Source organism: Sulfitobacter sp. LC.270.F.C4 (assembly GCF_032922545.1).
In the GTDB taxonomy this organism is placed as follows: Bacteria; Pseudomonadota; Alphaproteobacteria; order Rhodobacterales; family Rhodobacteraceae; genus Sulfitobacter; species Sulfitobacter profundi.
This window is the reverse complement of record NZ_CP136692.1, coordinates 895,242-910,761: the sequence shown is the minus strand read 5'-3', so window position 1 is coordinate 910,761 and position 15,520 is coordinate 895,242. Positions and strand designations below refer to the sequence as shown.

At 61.2% G+C, this 15,520-nt stretch carries 9 protein-coding genes; 5 read left to right on the top strand and 4 right to left on the bottom strand.

Translation table 11 applies throughout. From position 1 onward, the window contains the following. Positions 1–340: 340 nt before the first annotated feature. Positions 341–2,878: an ATP-binding protein gene (locus R1T45_RS08310; protein ID WP_317391054.1), complete on the bottom strand. Its 2,538-nt coding sequence runs from the start codon at positions 2,876–2,878 to the stop codon at positions 341–343. A 78-nt stretch (positions 2,879–2,956) separates the two neighbouring features. Beyond that, positions 2,957–3,439 (bottom strand): molybdopterin-dependent oxidoreductase, encoded by a 483-nt coding sequence (locus R1T45_RS08305; RefSeq protein ID WP_260010313.1) that lies wholly within the window; start codon positions 3,437–3,439, stop codon positions 2,957–2,959. A 251-nt stretch (positions 3,440–3,690) separates the two neighbouring features. On the opposite strand from R1T45_RS08305, the gene R1T45_RS08300 reads away from it, so the two are divergent. The 5 genes from R1T45_RS08300 to R1T45_RS08280 all read left to right on the top strand — a co-directional run bounded on the left by R1T45_RS08300 (position 3,691) and on the right by R1T45_RS08280 (position 14,746). Further along, a complete protein-coding gene (locus R1T45_RS08300) occupies positions 3,691–4,311 on the top strand; it encodes a response regulator transcription factor (protein ID WP_067624320.1) in 621 nt (206 codons plus the stop codon). A gap of 419 nt (positions 4,312–4,730) precedes the next feature. Next, positions 4,731–5,243 (top strand): hypothetical protein, encoded by a 513-nt coding sequence (locus R1T45_RS08295; protein ID WP_132444215.1) that lies wholly within the window; start codon positions 4,731–4,733, stop codon positions 5,241–5,243. Positions 5,244–5,303: 60 nt separating this feature from the next. Next, positions 5,304–7,937 (top strand): beta strand repeat-containing protein, encoded by a 2,634-nt coding sequence (locus tag R1T45_RS08290; protein WP_132444214.1) that lies wholly within the window; start codon positions 5,304–5,306, stop codon positions 7,935–7,937. A 119-nt stretch (positions 7,938–8,056) separates the two neighbouring features. After that, positions 8,057–13,798 (top strand): hypothetical protein, encoded by a 5,742-nt coding sequence (locus R1T45_RS08285; protein ID WP_317390573.1) that lies wholly within the window; start codon positions 8,057–8,059, stop codon positions 13,796–13,798. Between the two features lie 225 nt (positions 13,799–14,023). Then, entirely contained in the window at positions 14,024–14,746 is a 723-nt protein-coding gene (locus tag R1T45_RS08280; protein ID WP_317390572.1) for a hypothetical protein, read from the top strand. 98 nt (positions 14,747–14,844) lie between these two features. Here R1T45_RS08280 and R1T45_RS08275 read toward each other — a convergent pair whose 3' ends face one another. Both R1T45_RS08275 and R1T45_RS08270 read right to left on the bottom strand, forming a co-directional pair. Next, a complete protein-coding gene (locus tag R1T45_RS08275) occupies positions 14,845–14,970 on the bottom strand; it encodes a hypothetical protein (protein ID WP_260010321.1) in 126 nt (41 codons plus the stop codon). Continuing rightward, complete coding sequence (locus tag R1T45_RS08270) at positions 14,967–15,140, bottom strand: M24 family metallopeptidase (RefSeq protein WP_317390571.1); 174 nt, start codon at positions 15,138–15,140, stop codon at positions 14,967–14,969. Before R1T45_RS08270 ends, R1T45_RS08275 begins: the two co-directional genes overlap by 4 nt. Between the last annotated feature and the right edge of the window lie 380 nt (positions 15,141–15,520).

The window sequence follows — 15,520 nt, the reverse complement described above, 5'->3', positions numbered from 1 at the left end:
GTATGCGCCCCCGGTTTCCCCCGAGGGGAGGGACAGGAAAACCGGTGGGGCGCATCGCTGCAAGTCTATCGAGGAGCCACTCCCTGGGGTAGGGGAACGGGCAGCAGCTCCCGAGAAGGCCCGCGTCGTGAAGCATATTCTCAGGCGAAACGGTCGAAATGAACCGGTTGCCAGCTTGGGACGCGGTCATTGTTCTGGTCAACGACGCCTTCGTGCAGACCCGTCTATCGGCGGGTATGTCTAACTATAGGTCGCGCTTTGCATCGCTGCATCTGGGCGGGGGTATAAACGGGCTAGTCTTAAGGATAGGTTGCCGCCCCCCCGGTCAGACACGCCCCCGTTACAGACCGACCTGCGCCTTCATTGCCGCCAGCGTCGCGTCCCAAGTTTCGGGCAAAGCCTTTGACAGCCCGCGCGCTTCGCCGTCTTTGCCGGTCTTGCAGGCGGTCTCGATCTCCTTGAGCAGGCCGTGCAGCCGGTCCGCCCCAAGCATGCCGCACATCCCGGCCATGGCATGGGCCTGCGCCTGCAAATCGGGCAAGCCATCGGCGGCCATCAATGCGGGCAGGTCATCCGCGCCCTTCTGGCCAAGCTTTTCCATCCGCTCCCGCAGCTTCTCCACGCCCAATAGGTCGATCAGGTCCGCGATCTGTTGTTCGTTCAACAATGGCCGTTTCGCGGATTTCGCCTGCACCGATGTCTGCGCGCTGGCCAAACGCTCTGGCAGGGCCTGTTCCGGCATCACCTCACGCCCCGAAAGCTCCCGCAGCTTTGCACGCAGCACTTTCATATCCAACGGCTTTTGCAAAAACCCCGACATCCCGACCGCGCTGAACTCCGCCCGTTCTTTCGGCAAGGCGTGGGCGGTCACGGCGATGATCGGCGTCTCCCGATTGGGACCATCGCCGGAGAGAATCGCCTTGGTCGCCTGAATGCCATTCACCTCGGGCATGGAGATATCCATGAGGATCGCATCGAAGGGCGCGTCTTCGGCAAGCTCGATCGCCGCGCGCCCACCGGTGGCAAGGGTGACATCATGGCCGATTTTCTCCAGCATTGCCATGATCAGTTCGCAGTTGATCTCATTGTCGTCCACCAGCAGCAGGTTGAGCCGCTTTGCTGGCAGCATCTCGACGCGTTTTTTCTGTGGGTCGGGGGCGGCGTCGCAGTCGATCTCTGCCAGATCAGCAAGTTTCACCGGCAAGCGCAGCGTGAAACATGCCCCCTCTCCCACGGTCGAGTCGCAGGTAATCTCGCCGCCCAAACGTTTGACCAAACGACGCACGATCCCAAGCCCCAAACCGGTGCCCCCAGTGCGCCGCTCATAGCGGCTGTCGAGCGAGACGAAGTCTTCGAAGATACGGTCGATATCCCCCGCCGAAATGCCGGGTCCGTCATCCTCGACCTGAAGGTGGAACTCCTCCCCCTCTGAGCCAGATTCGGCGAACCACCCGCGCAATGTCACATCACCGCCGGGGCTAAACTTGATCGCGTTGCTCAGAAGGTTGACCAAAATCTGCTGGATCGCCCGTGGGTCCGTCACGATGGCCTTGTCGTCCAACTGCGTCAAATCTAGGTGCAGCCGCGTGCCCCCGGCCTCGGCCAGAGGGTCCATCGTGTTGATGATTCCCGCCATCAGCACCGTCATGTCACAGGTCTGACGCACCTGTTCATAGGTGCCCGCCTCGCTGCGCTCGATGGCCAGCACGTCGTTGATATGGCCCAACAAAATCTCACCCGAGGTCATCCCCGCATCGAGATAGCGCTTTTGCTCATCGTCGAGCCGGTCATCTTGCAGCAGTTGCAAAGCCGAGATCACACCATTGAGGGGCGTGCGCATCTCGTGGCTCATCATGGCGAAGAAGCGCGACTTTTCCTGATAGGCAACAAGGGCTTCGTCACGCGCGGCAATAATCTCGGCCTCGCGGAGGCGTTTTTCGGTGATGTCCCGGATATAAGCGATGAACAGCGCCCCCTGCCCCATGGGCGATTGCGACACGGACATCTCGACCGGGAAAATGCGCCCGGTTTGGTCGATCATTTCAAACTCGCGGCGGCCCTTATCGGCGACCTCCGTCTCTCCAGTCTGGCGGAATTTCTCAAGCCGTTCGCGGTGCACGCTGCGGTCGGCGGGCGGGATCAACAGGCTGATATAGTCCCTGCCCTTTGCGGCCTCATGGGTGATTCCGAATATCTCTTCGGCGGAGCCGTTGAAATCTTCGATCTCGCCGTGGTCGTTGATAACGACGATGGCGTCGAGCGATGCTTGAAGGGTGGTGGCAAGGCGCAGGTGGTTTTCTTCAACCAATTGCGAGGTGCGGTTCAACCGGCTGGCCTGCCGCGACAGGCGGTAGACCGCGCCGACCAAGGCAAGGGTGACGATCAACACGATCGCCGCCATCACTTCGATCAGTCGCACGATCTCATGGCGTTCGTTCTGGGACATCTCGTTGGCGATGGCGATAGAGGTCAAGGCAATCTCACGCGGGACATCCTCGACGCTGCGCAGCATCGTATCGATATCATCCAGCGCTGCGGCCAGTTCGACGTCAGTGCCATCAATCGCCGGTAAGAACCCATCCAGCAGGATGCGCAGTTCGCGAATCTTGGGTTTGGCCTTTGCGTTATTGCGCATCCGTTCGGCCAGCAAAACGCGGCTGTAGAAGATGTCGAACCGCTTGCGGAACTCTTCCAGCGCCTCGGGCGTGGCGGATTTCGCCTGCGCCAATGCGCGGTCAGTCTTGAGGAACTCGATCTCAATCTGGGTAAAAACCCATTCGGCGTGGTCTTGTTGCGCACTGTCGAGCGCCTGAATGCGATCCCAGACGTTATAGGCCAGATAGGCGGCGATGCTCATCCCCGCCACGAGGATAAGCATCAATACCTGTCGGCTTCTGGCGCGCGCGGGTCCGAATTTTCCTGCGTCGTTCATCCAAGCCCTCTGCGCCATTGTCAGTTACTCGACACTAATGCGGTCAAGCTGCCAGATCGACCGGCTGTAGACCAGTTCAGTCTGGTAGGCGATGTCACTGTCGTAAGGGTAGACGACCCAGAGTGGCCCCTTGTCCCGGCGCGACATTTCCTCGCCATTGGTGTAGTAGGCGATGATCGGGCCGCCTTCGACGGCGTCGGACATTGGGATTTCCACAGCATAGTCATTGATGGCCGTCGCGGTGATCGTGCCGTCTTCGACGTTCAACGTGTCGAACAGATCCTTGAGGGAAACGCCTTCGAACTCCTGCGAGCCATCGGTCCAGATGGTTGTCGTTTCAAAGCTTGAGATCGGCATCGACTGCAGGTCAGACAGGGTAAAGTTATGGGTTTCACCGGCCAGCGTCACGTTGAGCACGGCCTCTTCGTCTTGGGCGGCAACCGCCGAAGCAAGGCCCATTGTGAGCGCGGCTGCGGTGATGGTCTTGCTAAGATTCTGAAAAATCATGTCTTGGTTCCTTATCTGGCGTTATGACCTGACCATACCCTGACCTAATGAGAGGCGCGAATGCGCAGAAGCGCATCCCCCCTATACCAAAGGATAGGCGCGCCTGCCCCGGAGCGCCCCGCCCTGCCATACCAAAGGATAGCGGCGCATGCCTTTGCGTCCTTTGTTCCTTGGGCTTTCATCTTTCTTTTCAAACGGGCACACTCTACCCATTAGAGAACGCCGGCCATTTGGGCTTCAGGAGATCTATTATGTCTTTGCGTATTTTAATTGCCGATGATCACGACATGGTTCGAGAGACCATTGCCATGTTCCTTGATGCCGATGGGGCGACCGTCACCGAAGCGGCATGCGATCTGGCCGGTGCCTTGGACAAGATCAAGTCTGAGCCGCCCTACGATCTGGTTCTGCTCGATTATACGATGCCCGGTATGAAGGGGTTGCAGGGCCTGCAAACCGTGCTTGGTATCAACGAGGGCCGCCCCGTCGGGCTGATTTCTGGCACCGCCACCCGGCTGATCGCCGAACAGGCGCTGGAAATGGGGGCAATCGGCTTTCTGCCCAAAACCCTGCCCGCCAAGTCACTGGTCAACGCGGTCCGCTTTATGGCCGCCGGGGAGACCTATGCCCCGGTCACCTTCATGTCGGGCAAAGACAATCCCGAAGAGACGGATTTCGAGAAAGCCTTGTCAGAGCGTGAGCGCCAAGTGCTGCGCGGATTGATGAGCGCGCAGTCGAATAAAGAGATCGCGCGCGACCTCGATCTGCAAGAAGTGACGATCAAACTGCACGTGAAAACACTTTGCCGAAAACTGGACGCAAAGAATCGTACGGATGCAGCGATCATTGCGCGCGACGCGGGCTTCGTTTGAGGCCCGTTTTCGCCGCCTGAAACGCCGCGGCCCGGACCCTGCGCGGCCCCCCGTAGCGCGCCCAATTTGCCCTCTGGCTTGTAAACCATAATCGCCCGCCCCGCGCGGGCGTTTTTGCGTTTAGCCTATGGCGTTTTGCACCGGATCAAAGATTCGGAAACTGCATTTTTCCCTGCAAAATTAACCATCTATCCGCCCCGCCCCCAGCGCCATTCCCGCGCCAAATGATAGGCCGGAGCGCGACCCGATAGGGGCGCCTATCCTTTCGACTAACCGTCTGACCAGAGGCTCAGCGAGTTAACCCTTCGCTCAGATGATATCGGTATTCGATTCCCCGAAGATGAGAACAGGACAACGCAATGAGCGTGTCCGTTCATTGCAACTGCCGGCTCTTCACCGGCCCACAAGGGAACTACTAGATGCGTATCCATATCTCCCAATTATCCAAGACACTCATTGCGAGTACGGCCTTGTCCCTCGCGGGTTTCGCGGCTGCCGCCGACGCGCTCACGAGCGAATTCTCCTTCCGCGTGGTGGAAACCAATGCCGAGGGCGAAGAAGTCCTCGTTGAGCGTGAAACGATCCGCCCGGGCGAGGTGATCTCTTATGAGCTGCGCCACCAGAACACGACCGAAGGCGCGATGGAGGGGCTCGTCATCGCCGCCCCGGTTCCTGATGGCGTCTCTCTCGCCCTTGGGGCCGAAGTGACCTCTGTCGCCGCGGTCTTTGAAGTCCAGGCCGAGATGGACCCAGAGCAGGAAGGGCTGGAATGGTCGACCGTTCCCGCCACCCGCAAGGTCGTCGATGCCAATGGCAACATGACCGAAGAGCCTCTTCCCGAAGAAGCCGTCGCCGCCGTGCGCTGGACCCTCTCGGAACCGCTCGAAGCAGGCGCCTCCGCCTTCAACAGCTACCGCGTGCGCCTGAACTAATTCCGGCGCCTCTCTCTCCACTCTCTCTCTCCAACTACTATAGAACTAGGGAATATTAACGTGAAAAACCATACAACCTTCCTGCGCTCCGTGAGCGCTGTTGCTCTGACCGCCGTGATCGGCACTGTCGCTTTCGCGGCACCCGAAGCGGGCTCGGTCATCGGCAACCAAGCCGTCGCGACCTATACCAACGCGGCGGGCGACACGATCACGGTAACCTCCAACACCGTTGAGACGATCGTTCAGCAAGTTGCCGGCGTGACATTGACCTCCGACAACTCCGAGACGATCGCCCCCGGCGGCAAGGCCTTCCTGCCGCACATCATTACCAACGATGGTAACGGCCCGGATGCCTTCGCTCTTACCGCGGTGGAAACCGACACCGGCACGCTTGATACGTCGCAACTGGTCTTCTACCCAGACGCCAATATGGACGGCGTGGCCGATAGCGCCACACCGCTGACCGAGACTCCGACCCTTGCCCCGGGTGAGCAGTTCGGCATCGTGATCGAAGCCTCCGTCGCCTCCACGGCGACCGGCTCTGACACGATCACCGTGACGGCGGCCTCGACCCTCGACGGCACCGTGCTGAGCACCAACACGGACACGCTGACAATCTCCAACGACGCGATTGTCGAGTTGGTCAAATCGATGACAGCAGACCCCTCAGGCGGCGCCAATCCAAACATCATCGACGCGGGCGACGTAGTGACCATCACGCTGACCTACTCCAGCACCGGTCTCGCTGCCGCCAACAACTACTCTGTGCAGGACGTGCTCGATGGCCGCCTGGCCTACGTTCCCGGCTCGGCCCGCTGGTCTGACTCTGCTACACCGCTGGACGATGACAACGGTTCCACCGTCGTGGACACCACAAACGGCTCCGGCGAGACAATCGCTTGGGACTATGATGACGGCCAAAACGTCAACTTCCTGATCTCCTCTGTCGGCTCTGGCCGCTCGGGTGAGGTGACCTTCCGTGCCGTGATCGCGGATACCGCCAATGCGGGCATCATCACCAACGTGGCGACCCAAGACGTTGACGGCACAGCCTTCCCGCCGTCGAACACCGCCTCTGTCACCGTGGACAACCAATATGCAGTGGCGATTGCCGATACGGCAATCAACTCCAACGGCACCGCCAATGCGGCAATCGCCTCGGGCACCGACGATGACGCCGCGAGCAACGATGTCGTCACGGAAACCGGCGATGTCTACCAAGGCGGCGTGATCCGTCAGGAATTTGTGCTGACCAACCTCTCCAACAGCCCGGACAGCCTGCAGCTCGATGTGGCCAATGTGGACTTCCCGAACGGTACCACCTTCCGCTTTGTCGGTGCGGATGGTGTCACACCGGTGGTAAGCTCTGTTGGTCCGCTGGCCATCGGGGAAAGCGCCAAAGTGACGTTGATTGCCACATTGCCATCAGACGTCACACCAACCGCGACCACCAACTACACCGCGACAATCACCACCACGTCGGACAACTCGGGCGTCTCTGACGTATCGACCGCTGAATTCTCAGGCGCGGTGCTGGCAGCTTCGGTTGACCTTGAAAACGCCGTGGTCGGTTCCGAAGGTGATGGCGCGGCCCCGACAAACGGTGGCAACCCATGGATCACCGAAACGGCGGACCCCGGTGAACCTGTCGTCTTTGACATGCTGGTCGAAAACAACGGCCCGACCTCGGACAGCTTCAACCTGTCGCTGGATCAGGCCCTGCCCGCAGGCTGGACGGTTGAGTTCCAACTGCCAGACGGGTCGATCGTGTCGAACACAGGCACCATCCCTGCAGGTGATTCGCAGGCCATCCGTGCGGTGATCACCCCGGCCGATGACGCCCTGCCCGGCGATACCTTGGTCGACATCGCGGTCGTCTCTTCCGTCTCGGGACAGGGTGACCGTATCGTCAACCAAGTCACGGTCAACGAAATCTACGACGTGAAGATCATCGACAACCAAAGCGCGCAGGCTTCGCCGGGTGGTATCGTGGACATCCTCCACACCATCTCGAACGAAGGGAACGTGGCCATCACCGAGGCGTCGATCACCGAATCCGGTCTGACCAACTTCTCCGGCGCGATCTTCTGGGACCAGAACGGCAATGGCGTGATCGATCCATCCGAGCCGGTGATCGACAACTTCGATGACCTGACCGACGGTGTTTCGCCGGGTGTCAACGGGCTTGCTCCGGGCGACAGCATCTCGCTGATCTACCGTGTGCAGACGCCATCGACAGCCACCCAAGGTGTCTCCGAAGTCGGCACGATCTCGATCAACAACACGTTGAACGGCACCGGGACCGATATCGACCAGACCAACAACGCCGTCGAAGACCGCGTGGTCATCATCTCGGGCGATGTCACACTGAGCAAGTATCAGTATATCGACGCGGGCTGCGATGGCACCGTGGGCACCTTCACCAAGACCCGTCTTGATGTCGAGCCCGGCCAGTGCATCCGCTACATGGTCGAAGCCGAGAACACGGGCGCCTCTGCGGCGGACAACGTGATCATCTCGGACGCCGCACCGGCCTATACCGCGGTCACAAACTGTGGCGGTGCCTGCCCAGAGAGCCTGTTCCCGGGCACCAGCACGGCCACCGTCACCTCGACCAACGTATCGAGCACACATGGCACGATCCTTCCCGGCGGCTTTGCCCGGGTAGAGTTCACCGTGCGGGTCGACGACTAACCGACCTCTCCGGTGCCCCCGGGCTGAGCAACGCTCACCCGGGGGCACCCCCTTCTACCCCCGTTTTCGTCTCCCCAATTATTTCATGCCCTTTCTAGGGATCGCACAGGAGCAAGCTGATGCGCAGTTTCCTTATGTCTAAAGCCCGCCCGGCTCTGGCCCTGATCAGCGCCTCCGCAATGAGCCTGAGCCTTCTGCCCCACACCGCCGCCGCCGCCCCGGCCCCCGCCGGATCTTTCATCCGCAACGTGGCAGAAGTCAGCTATTTCAATACCTCCCTTGGCATCATGGAACGTGTCTTCTCAAACCCGGTTCGGGCCGAAGTCGCCGCAGTTCCCGGGCTGGAAGTGACCGGCTACTCCGACCTTCTGCTGACCCGCGGCGCCTTTGGCCGCTACCATTTCGACGTGATCAACACCGGCAACGTGCCGCTTTCCACATCGCTCAGCATTGGCGAACAGGGCAGCGCCCAAATGATGTCCCGCCAATCGCTTTTCCCCGACCTGAACGGCAACGGCCTGATCGATGTCGAAGACCGGGCGGTCGACATGTCCGCGCCCATCATGCTCGCGGCGGGAGAGCGGCTGCAACTGATCTATGAGTTCCGCATTTCCGCAGACACCCCTGTAAGCACCCAGTTCGCCAGCATGTTGACGGCCTCTGCCGTGACCGAAGATGGCCAAAGCCTGAGCGAAGAAGCGGTGGGGGTCTCGCGCGTCGAAGAAGGCGGGCTCGAAGTTTCCAAAGAGCAGGTCGTCTCGGAAAACGACGAAGGCGCGCTCATCACCTACACCCTGCGGTTGCGCAACGACTCCGAGCGGGACGCCTTTGGCTATCCGCAGATCGACGGCCAGCCCATCGTGATCGACGGCACACCCCGGAGCGGTGTCTTGCTGCGCGATGCGATCCCGCTGAATACCGTGTTTAACACGGTGCAGGATTCGGGGACCATGACGGCCCTTGTCCATATGCGCGGCGCCCCCGCGCACCAATACCTCAGCGTGGTCCCCGCAGGGCTTTCCCACGATGTAGATGCGGTGGCCTTCTTTCATGAGGGCGACTACGCCATCGGCCATGCCACCGATCCCAGCTTTTCGGTGCGCGTGCCTGCCGCCTTGGGCAAGGTCGAGGTGCACAACACCGCCTCCGCCTTTTACAACAACCAAGAGAGCACACTGCTGCTGGCCTCCAACACCGTGATCTATGACCGCGAGTCGGAGACAGCTGGCACATTGGTGTTCGAGCACCCCGAAACCGGCGCCGATCAACCCTATGGCACACCGGGCAGCGACACCCGTCTGCGTCTCACCTCAGGCACTTGCAACGTCAGCACCGAGGTCGACAGCACAGCGGTGACGATCCGCAGCATGCTGACCGGCGACGTGGAAACGATCATCGCGACCGAGACCGGCGCGAATACCGGCATCTTCCTCACCCCCGCCCTGCCGTTGGCGCAGATGTCGCCCGCCGTCGCCGGGGATCAGGTCATGGCCACAGACTTTGGCGACAGCTTCATCGCCACGGCGACCTGCGACAGTGAGGTGCTTGAGGACGATCTGATGATCAACCCCGGCAACTTCCTGTTCAACTCCGTCTCCAACGCCCCGGTTTCCGATGTGTCTGTCGCCCTTGTCGATGCGCGTACGGGCAATGAAATGGCCCGCACGCAGACTGACCAACGCGGGTTCTTCACCTTCTCCGAAATGCCCGAAGGCGACTACCGCTATGCCGTGATGGATGCGCCCACTTGGGTCTTCCCCTCCGCCCGGCTGGACTATGCCGGGATGGGCCGCAAGGTGATGGATGCAGGTTGGGGCAACGCCTTCAACCACGCAGGCGGCGCGCTTTTTGTCTCCGATATTCCGGTGGATCCGAATTACGGCACGCCGCTGGCCTTGGACAAGGCTGCGGACCTCGACAGCGTGGGCCATGGTGAATTCGTCACCTATACGCTCAGCTTTACCAACAACATGCATCAGGCCCTGATCGGTGGCGAGATCCTCGACCGCCCGGCCTATGGTGTGAACTTTGTTCCCGGCACGGTCACCCTTAACGGCGAGCCGCTGGACGATCCGCAAGAGATCGGCAACGGCGATCTGCGCTTTGACGTGGGCATGCTTGAGCCGCTGACAAGCCATGAGCTGTCCTATGTGATGCAATTCTCTGCAGCAGCCCGCGAAGGCCGCATTGAAAACACCGCGATCCTGTCGGGCCGCCAAGCAGGCACCGGGGCGCTGCAGCAGTCGCAGACCGCCCGCGCCCTGGTACGGCTCGACAATTCGGGCGGCGTCTTTGCCCGGCAGGGCACCGTTCTGGGCGCCGTGTTCATGGATTGCAACGGCAACGGTCTGCGCGACCGCGCCGAGAATGAGCCGGGCATTCCCGGCGTGCGCATCGTGACCCAAGAAGGGCTCTTTGTTGTGACCGATATCAATGGTGCCTATTCGCTCAACGGCATGCGCCCGGTGACCCACGCTTTCCTCGTGCAGCCCGAAACCCTCCCCGCTGGGAGTGCGGTGCAAGTGACCCGCACCAACGATCTGCGCCGCGGTGGGTCGCGCGTGGTGCCACTGAAAAAGGGCGAGCTTAGAACCGAGAACTTTGCCGTGGCCCAATGCACCCCCGAAGCGCTCAAAGAAGTCAGCAAACGTCGTGATCATTTCGCCGGAAAACGTCAGACCCCGGGCGTGAATGCAACCGATCTGCCGATCGACGGCCAGCGCAGCAGCACCCGGTCGGTGCGCGGCGAGGCTGGCATCGCCACCACCACCCAGCTGACCCCCGGCATGGTCGCCGCACAAAACGAAGAGGCCGGGGTCGACGCCTCCTCTGTGGCTCAAGCCGCCCGTGCCTCGGCGCAGCGCCAAACGCTCGACAGCATGATCCCTAACCTTGATAGCGCCCCCGGCTTTGTCGACTTTGCCGAAGACACCGCCGTCACCCGCGCCACCCAGAACATCCGGATTAAGGGCAAGGCTGACTTGACGCTGACGCTTTTGGTGAATGGCCGCGAGCTTGGCGGCGACCGGGTAGGAGAGCGCACCAGTCTGGAAAAGAACAACGTGCAGGCGCTGGAATATGTGGCGGTGAAACTGGGCTCGGGCGAGAACGTGCTGACGCTGGTGGGCCGTGACGGCTTTGGCATCGAACGTGTCCGTAAGGAACTGCGCCTTACCGCGCCCGGCAAACCCGCCCGGATTGAGATCCTCTTGCCGGAAACCGCCGCGGCCAATCCCGCTTCTGTGGTGCCGGTGGTGGTGCGCGTGCTCGACGCCCGGGGTCGCCCGGTGCCCGCGTCCGGCACGGTGACCCTTTCGGCCCGCCGGTCGCTTTGGGATGTGACCGACATCCGCAGCAGCGCGCCCGGCGTGCAGGCCTATCTCGACAATGGCGAGGCGACCTTCAACCTCATCCCACCGCAGGCCTCTGGCCCCGATCTGATCACCGTACGGTCGTCCTTTGGCGAGGCTGAAGCGCGGCTGACCTTCACCCCGGATCTGAACGAACGGGTTCTGATCGGCGTGATCGAAGGCGCGGTATCGCTAAGCGGGGACGCGGGCAACGTCATCGAAGAAGACCGCATCAGCGCTTTCGAAGATACCACAACAGGCATCCGCGGTGAGCTTTACCTCAAAGGGGTGATCCGTGGCGACGCCCTGCTGACCCTGCGCTACAGCTCGGACCGTGACACCGAAGACAGCCTGTTCCGCGACATCCGCGGAGAGGAATACTACCCCGTCTATGGCGACAATTCCGAACGCGGTGCCGATGCGCAATCTTCATCCAACCTTTTCGTGAAGGTGGAGAAGGGCCGCTCTTACGTGCTCTACGGCGATATCGCCATCGAGCCTGAGGCCAGCGCGCTGAAACTGGGCGGCCTGCAACGTGTGGCCACCGGCGCCAAAGGTCACTGGGAGAACGACCGCGTATCGGTCACCGTCTTTGCGGCCCGCACCGCGCAGGAGCAGCAGGAACAGGAAATCCGCGGGCGCGGTGTTTCTGGCCCCTATGACCTTGACCTGAGCGGCTATGTGCAGGGGTCCGAGCGTGTGGAAATCCTTGTTCGGGACGAAGATGGCGGCGATATCCTGTCGGCCACGCCCCTGCTGCGCGGCACCGACTACTTGCTCGACTTCTTCCGCAACACGATCACCTTCGACACGCCGGTGCGCCAGTTCGACCTTGACGGCAACCCCGTGTCAATCCGCGTGACCTATGAGGTCGAAGCCGAGGGCGCCGAGGCCTATTGGCTCTACGGGGGCGAGGTGAACTATGCCCTGTCCGAGCGGACCTCCATCGGCGCCCGTGCGGTGCATGCCGACGCCCCCCTTGGCAACACGGCCCGCCAGCGGATGCACTCTGCCTATATCCAGCACGAAGACCGCCAAGGCGGTCTGTGGGAGGCCGAAGTCGCCCGCTCGGAAAACGCCATGGGCGAGAACGACACCGCCGCGCGCCTGTCCTATGAGTTGAAGACCGAGACCCGCCATTTCGCATTCGAGGCGATCCACACCGGGCGCGATTTCTACGCTCAGGGCGGACTGGCCCGCCCAGGTACCAGCCAAGTCCGCCTAAGCTATGGCGAAGAAATCGATCAGCGCAGCGACATCGCCTTTGGCGCGGAATACACCCGTGACCGGGTCAACGACAGCGCTCGGCTGACCGTGGATGCGATCTATTCGCGGCATCTGAGCAAGACCCTGCGCGGCGAGATTGGTCTTGAATACAGCCACGACCGCACCGCCTCCGGAAGCGAAAGCGACACGGCCTTGATCCTGGGTGCACATTGGACCCCGGCGGCCCGCCCCGGCACCGTGATCGAAGCCCAGCTGCGCGCGCCGCTCGGTGGCGACGCCCCCACTGAACTGACCCTCGGCCTCTATGACGAGCCCAAGAACGGCTGGCGCGTCTATAATGAGATCGAGCTTCAATTCGGCAGTGACGAGCTGGTCACCCGCGCCGCCTATGGTTTCACCTACACGCTGAACGAATGGGTCACTGGCCGAACCGAGATGACCAAAGCCAGCGGCACAAGCGACACCACCATGGTGCAGGGTCTGTCGGTCGATTGGGATATCAACGAAAGCACCAATCTGCGCGCCGATCTTGAGCATTCGCGCAACCTTGAGACCAACGATGGTGAGCTGACCTCCTTCGCAATCGGCACAAGCTGGGAATCGGCGGATGGCGATTGGGTCGGCGATGCCGAACTGGAGACCACATGGGAAGAGACCGGCAAAACCCATTACGCCAGCATCGGTATCGCGGGCAATGTCACCCCTGACCTGACGATCTTGGCGCGTAGCCGTGCCGCGCTTGACCGGCGCGATGGCAAAGACGCCCGCCGTATGCGCACCCGCATCGGCGCAGCCTATCGCCCCAAGGACAATGCCCGACTTGATGTGCTGGCGTGGTACGAACACCGGCTGGAAGAGAAACACGCCAGCACGGAAACGCACCTATGGTCGATCGATGCGAATTACGAGATCGATGCCGACCTGCGGATCAACGGCAAATATGCCGGCCAGTACCAAAAGATCGGCACCCATGCCGGCGCGGCGGCCAATACCACCACGCAGCTGATTCAAGGCGGTCTGAACTACGAATTTGGCGACGACCGTTTCCAACTCGGCCTCAACGCCACGCATCTGTGGGACAGCGAGGGCAACTCTTCTAACGGGATCGGCGCCGAATTCGGCTTCACCCCGCGCGAAGGTGTCCTGCTGGCACTCGGCTACAACAAGGCCCGTGGCCGGGTGGCCGGGCAAAGCGGCCTCTATGACGAAGGGTTCTATTTCCGGTTCAACTTGCTGTTGGACAACTCACTCTGGACCCAGTTCGACCAGTTCCTCGGAAGCTGACCGGGAGACTCAGCCCCGAGGGAGAGCCACGTTCCAAGCGCATCTGGAACGTGGCTCATTCCTCTTTCAGAGCGCTGCTGCGCTCCAAAGGTGACCTGGCCTATTCCTAGTGCCGGACCAACTATCCTTTCGAGACGCTAACTAGCTGTCCGCATTAATGAAATATCGATTTTAAGCGCGCATGATCAGGGTCAACGCAACATCCAACCCAGATGGGAAACCCAGATGAAAAAGCTCGCTGCCAGCACTGCCTTTTGCCTGATCGCCGCCACCCTTTCCGGTGCGGCAAATGCAAATGATTTCGCCCGTTTCGACAGCAGGAAGATCGCCGTCACCGGCTTGAATTTCGCCCTGTCACCCTCCGCTTCGGAGGACCGCATTTACCTTAACCGCAGCATGATCAAGACAACCGCCAAACGCGCACCGCGCAAGCTTGCCATTCCCACGCGCGGGGGGCCATCCGCCGCCGTGCGCCATGTCATCGCGTCGGCTGAGGCCGGGGGCAAAGGCTATGACGCGGTGCAACACGGGGCAAGGGTCAAGCCGCCGAAGCACCCCACAAGCATGACCATCGGCGAAATCTACCGCTGGATCGCGGCCACCCCCGGCCAGCCCCATGCCATTGGGCGCTACCAGTTCATCCCCAACACCTTGAAAACGCTCGTCGCCGAAGCCGGGCTGAGCAAAAGTGACGTCTTTACCCCACGGGTCCAAGACCTGTTGGCCGACCTATTGCTCGAAGATGCGGGCTTTACCCCCTTCATGAAGGGCAAGATCAGCCGCCATCGCTTTATGGAGAACCTCGCCCGCATCTGGGCCGGGCTGCCCACGTCAACGGGCCGGTCTTATTATCACGGCCATGCGGGCAACCGGGCCGTCATCACGTGGAATGAGTTCGACAGCCATATGAAAAGCATTTTTGAAAACATGGCCCGCGGCACCTCCTAACCACGCGCCCCCTTCTCTCTCTCTCTCTCTCTCTCTCTCTCTCTCTCTGTCTCCCTCCAGGCCAAAGCGTGCGTATTTTCGCCGCTTTGGCCACTTTTTTAGCTGCGGCGCTGCACCTCGCGCGGCATTTCCGAGAAGATTTCCAGACCATCGGCGCGCAGGATCACGATCTTCTCCAAGCGTACGGCGAATTTGCACTCCAGATAAATGCCCCGCTCGATCAAAAAGACATTCCCTCGGCCAGTACCGGGTCGGAATGCGCCGCGACATAACGCGGCTCATGTACGTCGATGCGAAGACCGTGGCCCGGGCGGTGCAGGACAATTGCAGCGTAGCCTGCCTGCGTGACCACATCGCTGCTCCCCCAGCCCGCCGTCGCTACGATGGCCGTCATGCGCCAGATGGCCTGATCCCTGAACAACAGTTGAACCGATAAGGCCATCCGCTGGCATGCGCCGGCGTTGTTCATTACGGCCTCGGCCAAAGACCGCCGCCTCCGGCAGGAGGGCGGAACCCAGCGAGCACAGGCGTCGTTAACCCTATGAACATGCCTTAGGAGGAATGGCTCATGTGGACGTACGAATTCCTGATACTGATCGCAGCCGCGGTGGCCTTGGTTCTCGTGGCAAAGCAGCGCCCCCAGCCCCGGCAGGCCCGCGCGATTGCGCCCCGCCCGCAGGCAAACAGCACACCCAAACGTCGGTATTGAGTGACTATCGCTGATTTAAGTGCTCTGCATTTAGCGCTTTCGCGATTCTACCCTCACCTCTCGGC